Origin of the sequence: Anaeromyxobacter sp. SG66, from assembly GCF_022690805.1 — a bacterium.
Classification (GTDB): domain Bacteria; phylum Myxococcota; class Myxococcia; order Myxococcales; family Anaeromyxobacteraceae; genus Anaeromyxobacter; species Anaeromyxobacter soli.
The window spans coordinates 1-20,484 of sequence record NZ_JALCZC010000028.1 but is presented as its reverse complement, the minus strand read 5'-3'; the positions used below and the strand labels follow the sequence as shown (position 1 = coordinate 20,484).

Here is a 20,484-nt window from a genome sequence, read left to right as displayed (position 1 = left end):
CGTCGCTTCGCGGCGCCGTCCGGGCCGCACGTCGGGACGCGGCCGGGCGGCTCCTCTCGACGGCCCGCTGGTCCCAGAAAAGACCGCGGGGCGCCCCCGTCGCCGGAGACACCCCGCGGGACCGCTGCGGCCCACCCGCTGCGGCTCAGCGCTTCGCCAGGAGCTCGATGTCGGCGTCGAGCTGGAACGACCACATCCAGTCGCTGCCGCCCGGCTGCACCTTCGAGTTGAGGAAGAACACCGGCCCGGTGAGCAGCGCCACGGACGGCGTGAAGTAGAACGCGGCGCCCGCGCCCACCGCGCCGAGCGCGCTCTTCCCGGTCATCACGTCGGCCGAGGGGACGATCTTCTGCAGGCCGGGCGCGCCGATCTTGAGCTCCGGCCCCGTCCAGCTCGCCATGAAGCCGGCGTTCTCCTTGCCGCCGTTCTCGTCCACGAGCAGCTTGTCGTTGAGGCCGTAGTACCCGCCGACCGCGAGCGTCCCGACGACGGGGAACGTCTTCGACGCCGTCGCGTGCAGGATGTCGTAGTCGTTCACGTCCTTCTCGAACCCGAGGCTCTGGATCCCGAAGGACAGCCCCGGCGCGACGGCGCCGAGCGCGCCCTCCGGCACGGCGAGCTTCGCGTTGAGGAGGAACCCGTTCTTCGTGAACCCCGGGTAGAACAGATCGAACCCGATCTCGCCCTGCAGCTTCTCGAACGGCAGCACGCCGAGCGTGAGGCCGGTGTCGATCTGGTAGGCGCCGCGCTCGGCGAAGTACGTGTCGTACGTGAGGTGCGGCACGAGGTACGGCTGCACGTAGGTCGTCGCCGGGCTCCAGAACACGGTGGAGGGCGTGGCCAGGGCAGCGGGGGCGGCGACGACGAGCGCGGTGAGGACGAGCGCCTTCAGGACGGTCTTCATCGAGGATCTGTCTCCGGGGTGTGTGGGAGCTGCGACGGGACTACGCCGCGGTGGTGCCCGCGGGCTGGGGAGCCGCGATCGGCGGCGCGTGGTGAGGGCTGGCGGCGCCCGACGACGACTCGAGATCGGTCGAGATGTACCCGCGCTCGCCGGCCTCGGCCTGATCGAGGCCGGTCCACTCGTCCTGCTCGTCGGCGCGCAGCGGCGTGACGAGCGCGACGAGCTTGAAGAGCCCGAACGAGAGGACTCCCGAGTAGATCATCGTCACCGCCACGCCGAGCGCCTGCTTCCCGACGAGGGCGAGGCTGCCGTCGGCGCCGGCGGAGTTCACGGCGGTCGAGGCGAGCGCCCCGGTGAGGAGCGCGCCGAGCGTCGCGGCGACCCCGTGGACGGCGAAGACGTCGAGCGAGTCGTCGAGCCCGAGGCGCGGGCGCAGGCGCACCGCGCCGAACGAGGCCAGCGCGGCGAGGCCGCCCATGAGGAGGCTGGAGACGGGCTGGATGAACCCCGCGGCGGGCGTGATGGCGACCATGCCCGCGACCGCGCCGGAGGCGAGCCCGACGCCGGACATCTTGCCGTAGAGGAACAGCTCGAGGAGCCCCCAGGTCAGCGCCGCGGCCGCCGGGGCGAAGAACGTGTTCACGAAGCCGGTGGCGGCGAGGCCGTTCGCGGCGAGCGCGCTGCCGCCGTTGAACCCGAGCCAGCCGAACCAGAGCAGCCCCATGCCGAGGATCGCGAACGGCACGTTGTGCGGCATCACGGACGGCATCCGCAGGCCGCGGCGCTTGCCGATGAGGATCGCGCCCACGAGCGCCGCGGACGCGGCGTTGATGTGCACCACGGTCCCGCCGGCGAAGTCGAGCACGCCGAGGCCGCGCAGCCAGCCGCCCGGCGCCCAGACCCAGTGCGCGACCGGCGCGTAGACGACGAGGCTCCAGAGCGCGACGAACAGGATGTACGCCTTCATCCGGACGCGCTCGACGATCGCGCCGGAGATGAGCGCGGGGGTGATCACCGCGAACATCGCCTGGAACAGCATGAAGGCCGAGTGCGGGACGGTCGCCGCGAGCGACGCCTCGGGCGCGTCGCCGACGCCGCGCAGCCCGAGCCAGCCGAGACCGCCGACCACCTTGTCGAGCGCGCCTCCCGGGGAGAAGGCGAGGCTGTAGCCCACGAGCGCCCAGATGACGCCCGCGATGCCCATCACCACGATCGACAGGTTCATGGTGTGGACGACGTTCTTGGAGCGGACGAGCCCGCCGTAGAAGAAGGCGAGCCCGGGGGTCATGAGCATCACGAGGCCGGCGCTGACGAGCACAAGCGCGGTGTCGCCGGTGTCGACCCGGTCGGCCGCGAAGGCGGCGGCGGGCAGCGTGGCGGCGATGGCGAACAGCAGCAGCTTTCTCAAGGTGTCCTCCGGTGGGCGGGGGGCAGGGGTGAGTGAGTCCGGACGGGTCGCTCTGCAGCCGACATGCCGGCGGAGAAACGCCTGCGAAGCGCGCATTCCCGCGGGTCTGGGGCAGGCGCTGCCCGGGCCCGAGGCACGCCCTGCCGCGCGGTCGTGCACGGGCGGGCGACGCTGACACCGCCCAGGCAGGCGGGCGCGCGGCCGCGGCGCGCCGGCGCGACGCGCGGGCGGTACTCACTCAGGGTGAGGTCGGACGCTGGCGCCGCCGGAGAAGCCCCCGGGGCGCGCCTCGCCGCGGGAGCGAGCTCCCCCGACGGTCTCGCCTCAGCGCCGCGTCGAGGCCGTGCGGCTCGTGGGCCGCTTCACGGGAGCGGCGCTCTTCGCGCGCTTCGCCGGGGCGGCGCCGGACTTCTTCTTGGCGGCCGCCGCCTTCGCCTTCGCGGCGGGCTTCACGGCTGGGCGCTTCGCGGTCGCCGTCTTCGCCTTCGCCGCGGGGGCCTTGGCGGAAGGCTTCGGCGCGGGGCGAGCGGGACCCACGGCGGGGGGCGGGGGAGGCGGGGCGGGCGCCACGGCGGGGAGCACGGGCGGGTCGTCGTCGCTGGCGCTGCGGATCCCCGCGGGCGCGCCCTCCACCGCGCGGTAGGGCCCGCGCTGCGCCGCCTCGACGGCGGCGGCACGCTCCGCCCAGCTCCGCGAGCTCGCGTCGAGCGCGGCGGCCTCGAGCGCCGCGTCTGCGCCGGCGCGATCCCCGGCCCGCAGGCGCAGCGCCGCGAGGTGGAGCGCGGCGCGGCCACGCTCGGGTCCGGGAGTCCGCTCACGATCCTCGAGGACGCGTCGCAGCGCGGTCGCCGCCTCGCCGTCCGTGGCGTGTCCGGCGAGCGCGAGCTTCGCGAGCCCGAAGGCGGCGCGGGGGTGCATCGGGGACGCCGAGAGCGCCGCCCCATAGGACGCGCGGGCGGCGCCGAGATCGCGGCGCGTGCGGCGCAGGATGTCGCCGCGGAGCGCGAGGGCGGCGGGCGCGCCGGCCTCGGCGGCCGACTGAACCGGCTCCACGGCGGCGGCGATGTTGCCGGCGAGCAGGGCGATCCGCCCGGAGATCACGCGCGCCTCGGGCAGCGCGCCGGCGCGGACCGCCGCCGTCATCGCGTCCCCCGCCTCCCGCCGTCCGAGCGCGAGGGCCGCGGCCGCGAGGCTCGCCCGCGGCGGGACCTCGTCGGCCCGCATGGGCTCCACGAGCAGGAGCTCCGCCGTGCGCCCCGCCGAGGCGTCGCGGTAATCGGTCGCGAGCATCGCGAGCGCGAACGCCCGCGCCCCGCCGGCGTCGAGGGGATCGAGCTGGGCGAGGGGCTCGAGCAGCGTCGCGGCGCCCCGGTAACCGGCTGCGGTGTCGAGTCGCAGCAGGGTGTCGGCGCGCGCGAGCCCGTCCTGCAGCACGGCCCGTCGGTGGTGGGTGCGGTAGCCGAGGAGCCCGCCCGCGAGGAGCGTCAGGACTGCGACGACGGCGCCGGCGAGGAGCAGCTTCCGCCGCGGCACGCGGGCGGAGCGCAGGGGCTCGTCCCCGGTCGGCACGTCGACGGCGTCGAACTCCTCGTCATCGAGCTCCGGAGGGAGCTCGTGAAAGCTCTCGCTCGAGAGCGGTTCGTCGGACGCTTCGGAAGGGTCGATGAGCGGAGATCTGGGCATCGGAGCAGGGAGGGCAGGCGACCCGCGAAGGGTAGCGCCCTCGACCCGCCAGGGCCAAAAAACGGATCGCGCCCGAGCCGGAATCCCGGCGCGGGCGCGTCGTAACTGTCCGGCGAGAGAGCGGAACGGGTGTGGTTACCCGCCCTTCTCCTCGCGCTCGTCCTCGCGCGCAACGCCAGACAGCACGTCGTTGACGGAGGGGAACCGCATGATCTCGCCCCGGGCGATGCGCCAGGCCTGCTGGACGATCCACGACAGCGAACGGTCCTGCCGGTTCGCCTCAGCCTGGATCTCGTTCAGCATGTCCTCGGGGAAGTACAGGGACTGCTTGCGCTTGTCAGTGCCGGGCATCGGTACTCCGTGCTGTGGGACAACCGCGACCTTGTACGCTGGCCCGCGCCTGGGGTCAAGCGCTCGTCCACCTCGGCCGGGGAGGTAGGGCGGACGGAGCGTGGAACCGCTGGATGAGGCGCTCCACGTCACCGCGGATGGACGGCCTTGACGCTGAGCGGAACGCATGTGCGTGGTTCGCGCAGGGTGTGCGCGGCGCGGGTGCGAGCGAAGTCTGCCGGGAAAAAGAGGAGAGCCGGCATTGCTGCCGGCTCTCCGTGGGCCCAGAGGGGGAGGGGGGGGACCCCTAGGCCCAGCGCCTGTAAGTTGTCTCACGCCCTGCCGACGTCAACGCCTGGCACCCAACATCGCATTCCCGCTCAGAAATCGCAATCCTGTCGCGGGCCTGCGCGGTGTGCCTCCCTCGCGTGCTTTGCCTCCATAACCGCGCGCCCGCCGCCTTCATTCCCGGTCGTCGCGCCTCGTCCCGGAGTTCGCGCGGGTACTATAGAAGCCCGCGCCTGAGGGCGCCGCACCGTGCGCACGAGAATCCATCCTTACCCGGCCGCCGTGCTGGCCACGATTCGCCGGCGACGGCTCCTCTCTCCCGGCGACCGCGTCCTCGTCGCCCTGTCGGGCGGCCCGGACTCGACCGCCCTGCTCGCCGCGCTCGCCGAGCTCCGCGACACGGGCTGTCTCCCATCCACGGGACTCGCCGCGCTGAACGTCGACCACGGCCTCCGGCCGGGCGGGGCGGAGGACGCAGCCGCCGCCTCCGCCATCTGCGAGCGGCTGGGCATTCCCTTCGAGGCGGTCCGGGTGACCGTCGCCCCAGGCAACGTGCAGTCCGAGGCCCGCCGCGCCCGCTACGCCGCCCTCCGGGCCGCCGCGACCCGCGCGGGCGCAACACGCATCGCCACCGGCCACACCCGGACCGATCAGGCGGAGACGGTCCTCCTGCGGCTCATGCGCGGCGCGGGCGCGCGGGGACTGTCGGGCATCCCGCCTCGCCGAGGCCCGATCGTGAGGCCGCTCATCGACCGCTCACGCGAGGAGGGCCTCGAGTACCTCGCGGCGCGGGGGATCCCCTGGCGCGCCGATCCGACGAACGCGACGCCTCGCTTCGCGCGGAACAGGCTCCGGCTCGAGCTGTGGCCGGCGCTCACCGCGCTCGCGCCGGCGGCCGAGCGCGCCATCGCGCGCGCCGCCGATCTCGCGCGTGAAGACGAGCGGGCGCTCTCGCGCCTCGCGCGCGCGCTCGCCGGCGACGGCGCGAGCGTCGCGCTCGAGACGCTCCGCGGCGCGACGCCCGCGGTGCGGCGGCGCGTCGTCCGCCGGCTCTGGGCGCGGGCGACCGGGCAGCGCGGCTCGCTGGAGGCGAGACACGTCGAGGCGATCCTGTCGCTCGTGCGGCGCGAACGCCCGGGGAAGGTCACGCTGCCGGGTGGACGCCTCGCCCGCTGTCGGTACGGCCGGCTCGAGCTCCTCCCGTCCGAGCGCGCTCCCGAGGCAGGGACCCTCGCGCCCATCGAGGTCCGGGGCCCCGGAAGGTATGCGCTGCCGGAGCACAGGTGCGCCGTCGAGATCGAGTGCCTCCGGGAGGGCGCCGTGCCCTGGCCGCTCGCGCTCCGGACGCGGCGACCGGGCGACCGCTGGCGCCCCGACGGAGGCCGCGGCTCCAAGACCCTGAAGCGCTGGCTCATCGATCGAAAGGTCCCCCGCGAGCGGCGCGACGGGCTGGTCCTATTGGCGCGCGGGGCGGAGGTGGTGGCGATCCCGGAGCTGGCGGCCGTGGGCTCGGGCTTCGGCCCCACGGGCGCAGGGCTCGCCGTCCACCTGGTGAGCGACCCGTAGGACCGCCGGCCGCACTGCAAAAGGGGTGAGGGGCTGCTATAAGGTCCGCCTGGTCCGGAGCGCGGCTCGACGTGCAGGTCCGCGGAAGACGCGGCGAATCCCGTCGGTTTCGACGATCTGACGCTCCACCGAAGGGGAAAGAGAGCCTTGCGACAGTCCTACAAGACCGCCCTGCTCTGGGTCTTCTTGATCGTGATGTTCCTCGCGCTGTGGCAGCTGTTCCAGCAGCGCGGCGCTCAGGCGAAGCCCTACAACTGGTCGCAGTTCATGCAGAAGGTCGAGGCGGGCGAGGTGAAGGAGGTCCGCATCAAGGACCTCGACTACATCGGCCACCTCCGCGACGGCTCCGAGTTCGTCACGACGGGTCCCATCGACGCGTCCGCGACGATCGCCGAGAAGCTGCGCCAGCAGGGCGTGAACCTCTCGTTCGAGAAGCCCGAGCAGAGCTCGCTGTGGGTGACGGTGCTGCTCCAGTACCTCCCCCTCGTCTTCCTGTTCCTCCTGTTCTTCTTCTTCATGCGCCAGCTGCAGTCCGGCGGCGGGAAGGCGATGAGCTTCGGGAAGTCGAAGGCGAAGCTCATGACCGAGCACCACAACAAGATCACCTTCGCCGACGTCGCAGGGATCGACGAGTCGAAGGACGAGCTCGAGGAGATCATCTCCTTCCTCAAGGACCCCAAGAAGTTCACGCGCCTCGGCGGCCGGATCCCGAAGGGCGTGCTGCTCATGGGGCCGCCGGGCACCGGCAAGACGCTGCTCGCCCGCGCGGTCGCGGGCGAGGCGGGCGTGCCGTTCTTCTCCATCTCCGGCTCGGACTTCGTCGAGATGTTCGTCGGCGTCGGCGCCTCGCGCGTCCGCGATCTGTTCGAGCAGGGCAAGAAGAACGCGCCCTGCATCATCTTCATCGACGAGATCGACGCGGTCGGCCGCCACCGCGGCGCGGGCCTCGGCGGCGGGCACGACGAGCGCGAGCAGACGCTCAACCAGCTGCTCGTCGAGATGGACGGCTTCGAGTCGAACGAGGGCGTGATCCTCATCGCGGCCACGAACCGGCCCGACGTGCTCGATCCCGCGCTGCTCCGGCCCGGCCGCTTCGACCGGCGCATCGTGGTGCCCCGCCCGGATCTCAACGGCCGGCTCGGCATCCTCAAGGTCCACACCAAGAAGACGCCGCTCGACACGGCGGTGGACCTCACGCAGATCGCGCGCGGCACGCCCGGCTTCTCCGGCGCGGACATCGAGAACCTGGTGAACGAGGCGGCGCTCTACGCCGCGCGGCGCAACAAGGAGAAGCTCGCGATCGAGGACTTCGAGTTCGCGAAGGACAAGGTCATCATGGGCACCGAGCGGCGCTCCATGATCATCTCCGAGAAGGAGAAGCGCACCACGGCGATCCACGAGGCGGGCCACGCGCTCGTCGCGAAGATCCTCCCGGGCACGGACCCCGTCCACAAGGTCACGATCATCCCCCGCGGCCGCGCGCTGGGCCTCACGCAGCAGCTCCCGCAGGAGGACCGGCTCAACATCTCCCAGGAGTACGCGCTCAACCAGGTCGCGATCCTCATGGGCGGCCGGCTCGCCGAGGAGATCACCTTCAGCCAGAAGACGACCGGCGCCGGCAACGACATCGAGGTCGCGACCAACCTCGCCCGCTCCATGGTCTGCGAGTGGGGCATGAGCGAGAAGATGGGTCCGCTCGCCTTCGGCAAGAAGGAGGGCGAGGTCTTCCTCGGCCGCGAGATGAACACGGTCCAGACCTTCTCCGAGCAGACCGCCCGCGACATCGACGCCGAGGTGCACCGCATCGTCTTCGAGCAGTACGACCGGGCGAAGCGCGTGCTCCTCGAGCACCAGACGATCCTCAACAAGATCGCCGACGCCCTCATCGAGTACGAGACGCTCGACGCGTCGGACATCGACCTGCTCGTCTCGGGCGGCTCGATCAGCCGTCCGCCGCCGCCGAAGCCGCTCGCCGCGGCCGCCGCCGAGAAGAAGAAGGGCGGCCTCCTCGACGCGGCCACGGCGCCCGTGCCGGCCAAGGCCTAGCGCGATGCGCATGCGGATCGGGGCCAGGCTCTTCGACGGGCCTGGCCCCTATCTCATGGGGATCGTGAACGCGACCCCCGACTCGTTTTCGGACGGCGGCCGGTTCCTCGACCCGGACCTGGCGGTCGCGCACGCGTTCCGGCTCGCCGAGGAGGGGGCGGACCTCGTCGACCTGGGCGGTGAGTCGACCCGGCCCGGCGCGCCGCCGGTGCCCGCGAACGAGGAGCTCAGGCGCGTGGTCCCGGTCGTCGCGGCCCTCCGCGCCCGCGGGTTCGCGCTCCCGATCTCCGTGGACACGACGAAGGCGACGGTCGCGCGCGCCGCGCTCGAGGCCGGCGCGGATCTGGTGAACGACGTGTCGGGCCTCGCCGATCCCGCGCTCGCGCGGGTCGTCGCGGAGGCGGGCGTCCCGGTCGTGCTCATGCACACGCGCGGGACGCCGGCGGACATGCAGTCGCGGGCGCGCTACGGCGACGTCGCCGCCGAGGTCCGCGCCGAGCTCGCCCTGGTGCTGCGGCGGGCCGAGGCGGCGGGTGTGGATCCGGAGCACACCATCCTCGACCCCGGCATCGGCTTCGCGAAGACGCCGGAGCACAACCTCGAGCTCCTCGCCCGGGTCGGGGAGCTGCGCGCGCTCGGACGCCCGCTCCTCGTCGGGCCCTCCCGCAAGAGCTTCATCGGCAAGGCCGCGGGCGCCCCCGTGGAGGATCGGCTGCCCGGAACGCTCGCGGCGGTGACGGCGGCGGTGCTCGCCGGGGTGGAGTGGCTGAGGGTCCACGACGTGGCGCCCGCTCGCCAGGCCGCCCGGGTGGCGGCGGCCATCCGGGACGCCGCGCGGCCCCGCTGACGAGTGCTCGGCTTGAAGTCGGCCTCACGGTAGACTGCCGCGCCCGGAGACCTCCGTTGCAATCCGTCCTCACGTTCCTCATCGGGCCGGACGCCACCGTCCGCGACGCGCTGCTCGCGCTCGTCGACGTGGCCGTCGTGGCGTTCCTCTGCTACCACGTGCTCCGCTTCATCCGGGGCACCCGCGCGACCGCGATCCTCGTCGGGCTCGCCCTCGTCGGCCTCGCGTACGCGGGCGCCGAGGGGGCCGGGCTCGCCACGCTCTCCTGGCTCCTCGGCCACTTCCTCAGCTACTCGTTCATCTTCGGCGTCATCGTGCTGTTCCAGGCGGACCTCCGGCGTGCGCTCGCCGAGCTGGGCCGCTCTCCGCGCCTGGCGCGGGTGGTGGCGAGGATCGTCCACGACGAGCGCGGCGCGCACGCCGAGCGGGTCGCGCGGATCGGCACGATCGACGCGGTGGTGAAGGCGGCCCTCGAGCTCGCCCGGCGGCGGGTGGGCGCCCTCGTCGTGGTCGAGCGGACCGCCGATCTCGCCGACCTCGCCGGCTCCGGGTTCCGCCTCGACGCCGCGATCACGCCCGAGCTCCTCGTCGCGCTGTTCCAGCCCGCGAGCCCGATCCACGACGGCGCGGTCGTGGTGCGGGGGAGCCGGGCGGCCGCCGCGACGTGCCTGCTCCCGCTCTCGGCGGCGCCCGCCGCGCTCGAGCTCGGCACGCGCCATCGGGCCGCCCTCGGCCTCGCCGAGGAGGTGGACGCCGCGGTGGTCGTCGTCTCCGAGGAGCGGGGCGAGATCTCCGTCGCGCTCGAGGGGACGCTGCACCGCGGGCTCGACGAGAAGCGCCTGCGCGCGCTGCTCTACGCCGCCGTCCTCGGCGCGGATCACGGCGGGACGGGCGGTCTCGCCGCCGTCGCCCGGGCGGGGGAGGCGTCGCCCGCGCGGCGCCGGCAGGGAGGATCGCATGCGGCGCTCTGACGTCGCGCTCGCGCTCCTCGCCGTCGCGATCGCGCTCGCGCTCTTCGTCGTGGTGCGCGGCGAGCGGCGCGTCACCGCGGTCTACGCGGTGCCGGTCGAGGCGGTGCTTCCACCGCGCGTTCCGCCCCTCGACGCGCTCCCGGTCGAGGTCACCGTCGCGGTGAACGGGCCGTGGGCGCGCCTCCGGGTCCTCGACCCGGCGAGCCTCGGCCCCGTCCGCGTCGACGTCACGCGCGCCGGCGGCGGCCAGGTCGCGTGGCGCGCGCGGGCGGAGGCGCTGCGCCTCCCTCACGGCCTGCGCCTCGAGTCCATCACCCCCGCCCAGGGCACGATCGATCTCCGGCGGGACGCCCGTTGAACGCTCCTCCCTCAAACCCTAGGTTGCCTGCGATGCCCACCCGTGAACCCTCCCCGACGTCCCGCGCAGCCGTGAACGGCGCGGCGCGCGCGCGCCTCCCCCGCAACGAGGCGCGGAACACCCTGCGCGACGGCCCTTCCGGCAACGGCGCCCGGAGCCACGCGCCGGTCGCTCGCCGGCTGTTCGGCACCGACGGCGTGCGCGGCGTCGCGAACGTCCACCCGATGACCGCCGAGATGGCGCTCCAGCTCGGGCGGGCGCTCGCCTACGTGGTGCGGAACGGCTCGCACCGGCACCGCATCGTCATCGGCAAGGACACCCGCCTGTCGGGGTACATGCTCGAGCAGGCGATCGCCTCCGGGATCAGCTCGATGGGCGTGGACGTGATGCTCTCGGGCCCCCTGCCGACGCCCGGCATCGCGTTCCTCACCGAGTCGATGCGGGCGGACGCGGGCGTGGTCATCAGCGCGAGCCACAACCCGTACCAGGACAACGGGATCAAGTTCTTCTCGCGCGACGGGTTCAAGCTCCCCGACGCCGTCGAGCTCCAGATCGAGCAGCTCGTGCTCGGCGAGTCGGGCCTCGAGGAGTTCCACGCGCTCCGCCCGACGGCCACGCGCATCGGGAAGGCGAAGCGGATCGACGACGCCATCGGCCGCTACGTGGTGTTCCTCAAGTCGATCTTCCCGAAGAGCCTCACCCTCGACGGGCTCACCATCGTGGTCGACTGCGCCCACGGCGCGGCCTACCACGTGGCGCCGGCGGTGTTCGAGGAGCTCGGCGCCAAGGTCATCGCGCTCAACGTGAAGCCGGACGGGAAGAACATCAACGACGGGTGCGGCGCCGTTCACCCGGAGAGCATGGCGAAGGCCATCCAGAAGCACCGGGCGCACCTCGGCCTGGCGCTCGACGGGGACGCCGACCGCGTGATCCTGGCGGACGAGAACGGGCGCATCGTGGACGGCGACGCGGTCATGGCCCTCGTCGGGCGCGACCTCATCCACCAGAAGGCGCTCGCCAAGAAGACGGTGGTCGCGACGGTCATGTCGAACCTCGGCCTCGAGCGCGCCCTCGCCGGCGCGGGTGGCCGGGTGGTCCGGACGGCGGTGGGCGATCGCTACGTCGTCGAGGAGATGCGCCGCAGCGGCTACAACTTCGGCGGCGAGCAGTCGGGGCACCTCATCTTCCTCGACCACGTCACGACCGGCGACGGCGTCGCCGCCGGCCTGAACGTGCTCGCGGTGATGCAGCGCGAGGGGCGCCCGCTCTCGGAGCTCGCCCGCTGCTTCGAGCCGGTGCCGCAGGCGCTCGTGAACGTCGCGGTGAAGGAGAAGCGGCCGCTCTCGGACCTGCCGGGGGTCGCGGGCGCCATCGCCGCGGTGGAGAAGGCGCTCGGGAAGGACGGGCGCGTCCTCGTGCGCTTCTCCGGCACGGAGAACAAGGTCCGCGTCCTCGTCGAGGGCACGGACGGCAAGCGGATCCGGGCCCAGGCCGAGCAGATCGCCGAGGAGCTGCGCAAGGCGCTGGGGTAGCGGCCACCGAAGGTCCGTCGCGGGCACAGGCGCAGCCGGGTGAGGCTGCGCCGGAGCCGAGCGCGGGTTCGGGGGGGGACGCGCCGTGTGCGTCCCTCCGGCACGAAATGAGTTAGATTCCGGCCATGCCAGCTCGTCTCGGTGTCAACGTCGACCACGTCGCGACGCTCCGTCAGTCCCGCCGCACGACGTACCCGGACCCCGTCGCCGCGGTGGTGCTCGCCGAGCTGGGCGGGGCGGACCAGATCACCATCCACCTCCGCGAGGACCGCCGGCACATCCAGGAGCGGGACCTCCAGATCCTGCGGCGCACCGTCTCGACCCGGCTCAACCTCGAGATGGCCGCCACCCAGGAGATGGTGAAGATCGCCTACGAGGTGAAGCCCGACGTCGTGACGCTCGTGCCGGAGCGGCGCGAGGAGCTCACCACCGAGGGCGGCCTCGACGCCGTCGGCGGCCGCGACAACGTGCGCAAGGTCGTGAAGACGCTGCGCGACGCCGACATCAAGGTCTCGCTGTTCATCGATCCGGATCTCGATCAGGTGAAGGCGGCGCACCGCGCCGAGGCGTCCACGGTCGAGTTCCACACCGGGCGCTACTGCGACGCGCGGCTCGCCCCGGATCGCCGCAAGGAGCTCTCGCGGCTCGTGGACGCCTGCAAGGCGGCGTCGAAGCTGGGGCTCGAGGTGGCGGCGGGGCACGGGCTCAACTACCAGAACGTGCTGCCGGTCGCGGCCATCCCCGAGATCGAGGAGCTCAACATCGGCCACTCGATCGTGGGGCGGGCGGTGCTGGTCGGCATGGAGCGCGCCGTCCGCGAGATGCGGGAGCTCATCGCGAAGGCGCGGCCGTAGGTTCGATCCGCTCGCCCTGAGCTGTCGGGCGGCGCGGGCGAGGGGAGGCGACGTGGTCCTCGGGCTCGGCATGGACGTCGTGGAGGTGGCGCGGATCGAGCGCGTCCTCGCGGGCCCTCCCGGCCGCGCGGACCGCTTCCTCGCGCGCTGCTTCACCCAGGGCGAGCGCGCCTACTGCGACGCCGCCCGCGACCGCGCGACGCGCTACGCCGCCCGCTTCGCCGCGAAGGAGGCGGCGTCGAAGGCGCTCGGCGCGCCCGCCGGGATCCGCTTCACCGACGTCGAGGTGGTCCGGGGGCAGGGCGCGCCCGCGCTCGCGCTCCGCGGCGTGGCCTGGGAGGCGGCGGAACGGCTCGGCGTGCGGCGCGTGCTCGTCACCCTCACCCACGACGGCGGGGTCGCCGCGGCGACCGTCGTGCTCGACGGGGAGGCGCGATGAGGCTCGTCGGCTCCGCGGAGATGCGGGCCATCGACCGCGCCGCCATCGACGCGTTCGGGGTGCCTTCGCTCGCGCTCATGGACCGCGCCGGGCGCGCAGTGGCGGAGGCGGCGCGCGCGCTCGCGGCGCCGGACGGCCGGTTCGTCGTGGTCTGCGGCGGCGGGAACAACGGCGGCGACGGCTACGTCGCGGCGCGGATCCTCCGCGCGGCGGGGCGCGACGCCAGGGTCCTCTCCCTCGTCGCGGCGGCCCGCCTCGCGGGGGACGCGCGCGCGACGCGCGACGAGGCGGAGCGCGCGGGCGTGCCCATCGACGAGGCGGGCGCGCTCGGCGGGCTCGACGCCGGGCCGGGCGACGTGGTGGTCGACGCGATCTTCGGCACCGGGCTCTCGCGCGCGCCCGAGGGCGCCTTCGCGCGGGCCATCGAGCGCGTCGACGCCGCGCGGGCCGCCGGCGCGCGCGTCCTCGCCGTCGACGTCCCCTCCGGCCTCTCCGCCGACACCGGCCGGCCGCTCGGGGCCTGCGTCCGCGCCGACCGGACCGTCACCTTCGCGTTCCAGAAGCGCGGGCTCGTCCTGCACCCCGGCCCGTCCTTCGCGGGCGAGGTGACCGTCGCCGACATCGGCATCCCGCCGGAGGCGGCCGGGCGCGTCGCGGTCCTGTGCGAGCTCCTCGAGGCGGACGGGGCCCGCGCGCTCCTGCCGCCGCGCAGGCCCGACGCGCACAAGGGCGACGCCGGGCGGCTCCTCGTCGTCGCCGGCTCGCCCGGCAAGACCGGCGCGGCGCACCTCGCGCTCACGGGCGCGCTCCGCGGCGGCGCCGGCCTCGTCACGCTCGCGGCGCGGGCGGAGGCGCTGGCGCTCGCCCTGTTCGGCCGCCCCGAGGCCATGAGCACGGCGGTGCCCGGGACGGGACCGCTCGGGCGCGCGGACCTCCAGGCGCTGCTCGCCGCGGCGAAGGGCGTGGACGCGCTCGCCATTGGCCCAGGCATCCCGCGCGGCGACGAGACGGGCGAGCTCCTGCGCGCGCTCCTCGAGCGCGCGCGGCTCCCGGCCGTGCTCGACGCCGACGCGCTGAACGCGCTCGCGGACGATCCCGTACGGCTCGCGGGCCTGGGCGTGCCGCTCGTGCTCACGCCGCATCCCGGCGAGATGGCGCGCCTGTGCGGGACGACGATCGAGGCGGTGCAGGCGGACCGCCTCGGCGTCGCCGCCGAGAAGGCGCGCGAGTGGCGCGCGACGATCGTGCTGAAGGGCGCGCGCACGGTGGTCGCGGACCCGGAGGGTCCGGCGGCGGTGATCCCGACCGGCAACGCCGGCATGGCCACGGGCGGGACGGGCGACGTGCTCGCGGGGCTCGTCGGCGCGCTGCTCGCGGGCGGCCTCGCGCCCGGCGCGGCGGCGCGCGTGGGCGCCTGGGTGCACGGGCGCGCGGGAGATCGGGTGGCGGCGCGCCTCGGGCAGCGCGGGCTCCTGGCCGGCGACCTGGGCGAGGCGATCGGGGAGGTCTGGGCGGAGTGGGGACGATGACGGCGGAGCGGTTCACCGCGCGGCGGACGACGCGCTCGGCGCGCGCGACCTACGCGCTCGGGAGGAAGCTCGGCGGGCTCCTCCAGCCCGGCGACGTGGTGGCGCTCGTGGGCGAGCTCGGCGCGGGCAAGACCCAGCTCGTGCGCGGCGCCTGCGAAGGCGCGGAGGTCCCGGCGGAGGAGGTCTCGTCGCCGAGCTTCGCCATCGTCGCGACCTACCGCGGCAGGATCCCGGTGCACCACGCCGACCTCTACCGGATCGGCGACGAGGACGAGCTCTACGGGACCGGCTTCGGCGACCTCGTGGGCGGGGAGGGCGCGCTGCTCGTGGAGTGGGCGGACCGGATCCCTTCGGCGCTCTCCGCCGAGCGGCTCATTCTCACGCTGTCGCACGACGCGAAGGCGCCGTCGGTGCGGCACGTGGAGATCGAGGGCGTCGGAGCGCGACACGCGGCGCTCGCGCGGGCGCTCGCGGGGCCAGGGCGGCGCACCCGCCGCGTCGCGAATGCAGCCGAGCCGCTCGCGCGCGTCAAGCCCGGGAAGTGATCCCAGGGCGCGCCTCGCTCACCGGCAGCGACGCAACGCGCGGCGGCGGCTTCAGCGGCCGGCCCGACGGCACCACCTGCTCACCCGCGCTGCGCGGCCACGGCGGGTCCCCCGGCGCCGACCCGGGGGACCCGCGGCGGGCCAGCCGTCAGTACCAGAGATCGTCGCGGCGCACGCCTGCTCCCGGCCGCAGCCCCTGGTCGTCGAGATCCTGCGCGAGGTCGTTCCAGAGCGACTCCGCGAGCCCGGACAGCGCGCTGCGCTTGCGATCGAGGCTCATCGGGTCCGTGCGACCGCGGCCGGCCTGGAACTCCTGCGCGGCGCGGCGGAGGTACCCGGCGATGCGCCCGCTCCGCTCGGTGCGGGCGGCCTGCTCGGCCCGCTCCAGCTCGTCGAGGATCCTCGCTTCCACCCGCGCGACGAGGTCGGCGCTCCGGCGGACGCAGGCAGTGTCGAACTGGGCGAGCAGCCGGTCCACCTTCACCAGGAACGCGCTCACCTCCTCGTCGTCGCCCCCGCGCCCGGGCCGGCCTCCGCCCGAGCCGCCGGTGCGCTCATGCGCCAGCGCTGCGACCTCGTCGTCGGCGATGGCCCCGCGGTAGACACGGACGTCGTCGAGCCGCCCCTCGAGCCCGGTCCCGAGCCGCGCGCGGGCCCCGGTCGCGTCGGGGCGGGCGCCGAGGAAGGCCGGGCCCTTCGAGCCCTCGAGCCGCTGGAGCGACGCCTCGGCCTCGACGGACCCGTCGAGGAAGATCGCTGCGCGCTCGCCATCGAAGGTGGCGGCGACGTGGACCCACTGGCCCTTGGCCACCGCGCGCGCGGTCCGCACGCCCTGCGCCCGCGAGCCGTACCCACCGCCGGGGATGGCGAGGGCCACCTTGCCGCCCGCGTCGATCCGCAGCTCGAGCCAGCGATCCCGTGGGCCCTCAGCGGACGAGACCTTCGAGAAGATCACCTGCTCGCGGTCGGTGCGGCCGGGCCGGACCCAGGCCGCGATGGTGAACCGATCGGGCTCCGCCCGCTGGCCGAGGTCCACGTAGTCCCTGCCGGAGAAGGCGAGCGAACCCTCTGGGTCGCCGCCGCGGTCCTCCGCCGGGCGTGCCTTGCCGACGATCTTGCCGTCGGCGCGGCCCTGCCGGTCGGCCGCGTCGCCGTCGAGCGGGTACCACGCCACCAGCGCGGCGGCGCCGCCGCCGTCCGGGCCAGGCCCGCCGGGCGGCGGATACGGCATGGGCGGCACGGACGGCGGCGGCGCGCGGCCCGCCCCGGCCCGCATCTTGCCGTCGGCGCGGCCCTGCCGGTCGGCCGCGTCGCCGTCGAGCGGGTACCACGCCACCAGCGCGGCGGCGCGCGGCCCGCCACGGCCAGCAGCTCCGCGTCGCCGAGCGCGCGATCCCAGAAGTTCACGTCCTCGATGCCGCCCTGGAACGCGAAGGTTGGGCCCGCCGGCGTGCGACCGTCGCGGCCACCACCCTCGGGGCGCGCGCCGATGAAGGTCTCGGTGCGGGTCTGGGCGTACGCCACCTCGAGCGGAGCGCCGTCGCGGACACCATCCACCCAGAGCTGCGCTCGTCTGCCGTCGTAGGTCGCGGCCACGTGCACCCAGCGGCCGGGCTCGAGCGCGCGCTGCCCCTGCGCCGCGTCCCAGTCGCCACCGCCCGGGACGTGCAGGAAGAGCCGGCCGCCGGGGTCGAGGCGCAGCTCGAGGTTCTTCTCGTAGTGGCCCGGGAGGTTCCGGATCTTGGAGACGATCGCCATCACACGGTCGGTCGCGTCGGGCCGGATCCAGGCGGCGATGGTGAAGCGCGGGAGCTGCAGCGCGTCGCCGAGGACGACCCATGCGCGCGCACCGTCGAACCAGAGCGCGCCCCGGGGCCGCCCATCGTGGCCCTCGAGCGGGCGCGCGCCGACCACGCGCGCCGGCCTCCGCGTGACGCGGTCCACGGCGTCGCCGTCGAGCGGGTACGACGCCACCAGGCCGCGATCGAGCTCGACCGAGACCGGGCTCGCGCTGGGCCGGCCGTAGGGATCGATCGACCGCGCCTGCGCCGTAGCGACGGCGGGCAGCACGAGGGCGAGGGCGAGAAGGGCGAGGGTGCGGGGTCGAAGCAGCATCGGGGCCTCCGGGTTGGGCGCGCAGGGTCGCAGGGGCTCGGGGCCGCCCGCAAGCGGTGGTTCGTACGACACCGGGGACTCCGGCGGCGCTCCGCGTATTCAGCCGCAGCGGGCTCCTCGCGCGGCCGGGTGGCGGGCTCCGTGCGCAACGCGTCGAAACTCTTCGGGTTGGCACTCGGCTTCGAGGCACGCCGCCGCGTCCTCGAACACTCTGGGTCCGGCGAAGCCGAAGCCTGGAAAGGATCGCGCGTCGAGTCAGGTTCCGGTGGCCCACTCGAGCGCGTCGTCGAGCCGGTCCTGGCCGAAGAAGAGCTCGCCGCGCGTGACGAAGTCGGGCGCGCCGAAGAGGCCGAGCCGGGACGCCTCGGCCGTCCGGTCGCGGAGGGCCTGCTTCACCTCGGAGGACGACGCCCGCGCGACGAGGGCCTGCGGGTCCTGCCCGGCGTCCGCGAGGAGCGCCGCGACGACCGCGGGGTCCGCGATGTCCCGGTCCTCGGCGAAGTTCGCGCGGAAGACCGAGCGGAAGAAGTCGGGCGCCCACGGCTCGGCCGCGACGATGCAGCCGATCCGCGCGGCGAGCAGGCCGTTCCGGGGGAAGAGCGAGGGCCTCCGCCACGGGAGACCGTACTTCGCGCAGAGCCGCTCCACGTCGCGCCACATGTAGCGGCCGCGCACCGGGTAGGCGTTGAACGGGGAGTCCTTGATCCCGAGCTGCTCGGTGAAGATCGGACCGAGCAGGAACGGCCTCCACTCGACCGGAACGCCCGCGCGGGCGGCGAGCGGTTCGATCCGCAGCGCGGCGACGTACGAGTAGGTGCTCGCGAAGTCGAACCAGAACTGGAGGGGCGCGCTCGGCATGCGACGATCTTAGCGCGCCCCTGGCCTCCGGGGCCGGGGCCGGCTGGACCCGTGTCGGACCCGCCTGCTACGTTGCACGTCCCTGAACGTATGTCCCGGCGTTACCAGCTCAAGTCCCAGGCCGCCCCGGCCCGCGCGCTCAACTACCAGGGCCTGCTCAACGACCAGCAGATCGCGGTCGTCGAGGCGGGCGAGGGGCCGATCCTCGTCGTGGCGGGAGCCGGCTCCGGCAAGACGCGCACGCTCACCTGGCGCGTGGCGCGGCTCCTCGCGGACGGCGTCTCGCCCGAGTCGATCCTCCTCCTCACCTTCACCAACAAGGCGGCGCAGGAGATGCTCCGGCGGGTCGGCGAGGTCTGCCGGCTCGACACGCGCCAGATCACCGGCGGCACGTTCCACCACGTCGCGCACCAGATCCTGCGCGAGCACGGCGGCGAGCTCGGCTACCAGAAGGGCTACTCGATCCTCGACCGCGAGGACTCGCGCGACGTCATGACCGCGGCGATCGCCGACTGCGGGCTCGCGGTGGGGGCCCGCCGCTTCCCCAAGGCGGACGTCCTCATCGACCTCGTCTCGATGGCGGTGAACACCCAGACGCCGCTCGCCGACGTCCTCGCCGACCGACGCCCGCAGTTCGTCCCGCTGACCGACGACGTCCTCCGCGTCGCGCGCCGCTACGCAGAGCGGAAGCACGAGCTCAACGCGATGGACTTCGACGATCTGCTCCTCAACTGGAAGATCCTGCTCGCCGAGCGCGAGACCGTCCGGCGCGCCGTCGCAGGCCGCTACGCCCACGTGCTCGTGGACGAGTACCAGGACACGAACCGGCTCCAGGGCGACGTCGTCGACCTCATCGCCGCCGGGCACCGGAACCTCTGCGTCGTCGGCGACGACGCGCAGAGCATCTACGCGTTCCGCGGCGCCCACTTCGCGAACATCCTCGAGTTCGAGAAGCGCTACCCCGACGCGCGCCGCTACGACCTCACCGTCAACTACCGCTCCACCCCGCAGATCCTGGGCCTCGCGAACGCCTCCATCGCCGCGAACGTGCGGCAGTTCGAGAAGGAGCTCACGAGCGTCCGCGCCGACGGCACGCTCCCGGCGGTCGTGCCCTGCCGCGAGGTCCAGCAGCAGGCCGCGTTCGTCGCGCAGCGGGTGCTCGAGCTCCGCGACGAGGGCATCCCGCTGCCGGAGATCGCGGTCCTCTACCGCGCGCACCACCACGCGATGGAGATCCAGTTCGAGCTCGCGCGGCGCGGCATCCCCTTCGTCGTGCGGAGCGGGGTGCGGTTCTTCGAGGCGGCGCACGTGAAGGACGTGCTCGCCCACCTGCGCTTCGTCCGCAACCCCGGCGACGAGCTCGCCCTCAAGCGCTGCCTCAAGATCACCCCCGGCGTCGGGACCGCCACCGCGGAGGCCGTCTGGAACGCGTTCCTCGGGCGGCGGCGGCGCGGGGCGGGCACGGTGGACGAGCTCCTCGCGCCGGACGTCGCCTCCCACGTGCCGCCCAAGGGGCGCACGGGGTACCGCAAGCTCGCGGAGCTCCTGCGGGCGCTCTCGCGCAAGCCCACCGCCGACCTGCCGGGCGAGGCGATCGAGAAGGTCATCGAGGGCGGCTACGAGGAGTACCTCCGCGCCGAGTTCCTGAACGCCGACTCGCGCGTGGAGGACCTCCGCCAGCTCGCCGAGTACGCGCGCGGCTACGAGGACACCGAGACCTTCCTCGCCGAGATCTCGCTCCTCACCGAGCTCACCGCCGAGACGGTCTCGGAGGGCGGCGAGCCGGACGAGAAGATGATCCTCTCGTCGGTGCACCAGGCGAAGGGGCTCGAGTGGCGGGCGGTGTTCGTGGTGTGGCTCTCCGACGGGAGGTTCCCGTCGGCGCAGGCGCTCAAGGATCGCGACGGGGAGGAGGAGGAGCGGCGCCTGTTCTACGTCGCGTGCACCCGCGCCAAGGACGAGCTGTACCTCACGTACCCCATCCTCGCCGCGCCGCGCGACCGCGAGCGCGTCGTCATGAAGGCCTCGCGCTTCGTCGAGGAGCTCCCCGGCGAGCCGGAGCTGTTCGAGCGCTGGCAGCTCGACGAGCCGGGGGGCGGCGCGCCCGCGCTCGGCGCCGCGCCGCCGCCGCACGGGCAGCTCCCGCCGCGCGACCCGCGCGTCGTGCCGGCGCTCTTCGGCGCGCCCGATCCCGCCGACGCGCCGCGCCTC

At 74.3% G+C, this 20,484-nt stretch carries 18 protein-coding genes; 11 read left to right on the top strand and 7 right to left on the bottom strand.

The genetic code is table 11. The features are described 5' to 3' along the window. Positions 1-145: 145 nt before the first annotated feature. The 4 genes from MNZ39_RS10310 to MNZ39_RS10295 all read right to left on the bottom strand — a co-directional run bounded on the left by MNZ39_RS10310 (position 146) and on the right by MNZ39_RS10295 (position 4,346). Positions 146-904, bottom strand: coding sequence for a hypothetical protein (locus MNZ39_RS10310; protein ID WP_242338049.1), 759 nt, complete (start codon positions 902-904; stop codon positions 146-148). Between the two features lie 40 nt (positions 905-944). Next, a complete protein-coding gene (locus tag MNZ39_RS10305) occupies positions 945-2,312 on the bottom strand; it encodes an ammonium transporter (protein WP_255821266.1) in 1,368 nt (455 codons plus the stop codon). Between the two features lie 324 nt (positions 2,313-2,636). Further along, a complete protein-coding gene (locus tag MNZ39_RS10300) occupies positions 2,637-3,995 on the bottom strand; it encodes a hypothetical protein (protein WP_242338047.1) in 1,359 nt (452 codons plus the stop codon). Between the two features lie 135 nt (positions 3,996-4,130). Continuing rightward, on the bottom strand, positions 4,131-4,346 hold the full coding sequence (locus tag MNZ39_RS10295; RefSeq protein WP_012097128.1) for a TIGR04563 family protein: 216 nt from the start codon (positions 4,344-4,346) through the stop codon (positions 4,131-4,133). Positions 4,347-4,862: 516 nt separating this feature from the next. Here MNZ39_RS10295 and tilS point away from each other — a divergent pair. The 10 genes from tilS (at position 4,863) to tsaE (ending at position 15,300) form a co-directional block, all read left to right on the top strand. Further along, a complete protein-coding gene (tilS, locus tag MNZ39_RS10290; RefSeq protein ID WP_242338045.1) occupies positions 4,863-6,179 on the top strand; it encodes a tRNA lysidine(34) synthetase TilS in 1,317 nt (438 codons plus the stop codon). Between the two features lie 147 nt (positions 6,180-6,326). Further along, positions 6,327-8,225, top strand: a complete 1,899-nt coding sequence (ftsH, locus tag MNZ39_RS10285; RefSeq protein ID WP_242338043.1) for an ATP-dependent zinc metalloprotease FtsH — start codon at positions 6,327-6,329, stop codon at positions 8,223-8,225. 4 nt (positions 8,226-8,229) lie between these two features. After that, positions 8,230-9,072, top strand: coding sequence for a dihydropteroate synthase (folP, locus tag MNZ39_RS10280; RefSeq protein WP_242338041.1), 843 nt, complete (start codon positions 8,230-8,232; stop codon positions 9,070-9,072). A 56-nt stretch (positions 9,073-9,128) separates the two neighbouring features. Beyond that, a complete protein-coding gene (gene cdaA, locus MNZ39_RS10275) occupies positions 9,129-10,043 on the top strand; it encodes a diadenylate cyclase CdaA (RefSeq protein ID WP_242338039.1) in 915 nt (304 codons plus the stop codon). Further along, the gene (locus tag MNZ39_RS10270) at positions 10,030-10,401 is read left to right on the top strand and encodes a hypothetical protein (RefSeq protein WP_242338037.1); all 372 of its coding nucleotides are present in this window, start codon (positions 10,030-10,032) and stop codon (positions 10,399-10,401) included. Before cdaA ends, MNZ39_RS10270 begins: the two co-directional genes overlap by 14 nt. Before the next feature lie 122 nt (positions 10,402-10,523). Next, on the top strand, positions 10,524-11,933 hold the full coding sequence (gene glmM, locus MNZ39_RS10265; protein WP_242338122.1) for a phosphoglucosamine mutase: 1,410 nt from the start codon (positions 10,524-10,526) through the stop codon (positions 11,931-11,933). A gap of 125 nt (positions 11,934-12,058) precedes the next feature. Further along, complete coding sequence (locus MNZ39_RS10260) at positions 12,059-12,787, top strand: pyridoxine 5'-phosphate synthase (RefSeq protein ID WP_242338035.1); 729 nt, start codon at positions 12,059-12,061, stop codon at positions 12,785-12,787. Positions 12,788-12,839: 52 nt separating this feature from the next. Beyond that, entirely contained in the window at positions 12,840-13,226 is a 387-nt protein-coding gene (gene acpS, locus MNZ39_RS10255; protein WP_242338032.1) for a holo-ACP synthase, read from the top strand. Further along, entirely contained in the window at positions 13,223-14,755 is a 1,533-nt protein-coding gene (locus MNZ39_RS10250) for an NAD(P)H-hydrate dehydratase (RefSeq protein WP_242338031.1), read from the top strand. The genes acpS and MNZ39_RS10250 overlap by 4 nt, the downstream gene beginning before the upstream one ends. Further along, positions 14,752-15,300, top strand: coding sequence for a tRNA (adenosine(37)-N6)-threonylcarbamoyltransferase complex ATPase subunit type 1 TsaE (tsaE, locus tag MNZ39_RS10245; RefSeq protein ID WP_242338120.1), 549 nt, complete (start codon positions 14,752-14,754; stop codon positions 15,298-15,300). The genes MNZ39_RS10250 and tsaE overlap by 4 nt, the downstream gene beginning before the upstream one ends. Before the next feature lie 148 nt (positions 15,301-15,448). Here the strand turns inward: tsaE and MNZ39_RS10240 are convergent, their stop codons facing one another. From MNZ39_RS10240 to MNZ39_RS10230, 3 genes are all read right to left on the bottom strand, one after another. Continuing rightward, positions 15,449-16,336: a LamG domain-containing protein gene (locus tag MNZ39_RS10240; RefSeq protein WP_242338029.1), complete on the bottom strand. Its 888-nt coding sequence runs from the start codon at positions 16,334-16,336 to the stop codon at positions 15,449-15,451. After that, a complete protein-coding gene (locus tag MNZ39_RS24920; protein ID WP_242338027.1) occupies positions 16,252-17,415 on the bottom strand; it encodes a LamG domain-containing protein in 1,164 nt (387 codons plus the stop codon). Before MNZ39_RS24920 ends, MNZ39_RS10240 begins: the two co-directional genes overlap by 85 nt. Positions 17,416-17,670: 255 nt before the next feature. Then, on the bottom strand, positions 17,671-18,273 hold the full coding sequence (locus MNZ39_RS10230; RefSeq protein ID WP_242338025.1) for a 2-hydroxychromene-2-carboxylate isomerase: 603 nt from the start codon (positions 18,271-18,273) through the stop codon (positions 17,671-17,673). A 90-nt stretch (positions 18,274-18,363) separates the two neighbouring features. Here MNZ39_RS10230 and MNZ39_RS10225 point away from each other — a divergent pair. Then, a partial coding sequence (locus tag MNZ39_RS10225) for an ATP-dependent helicase (RefSeq protein WP_242338023.1) occupies positions 18,364-20,484 on the top strand: 2,121 nt, incomplete at its 3' end.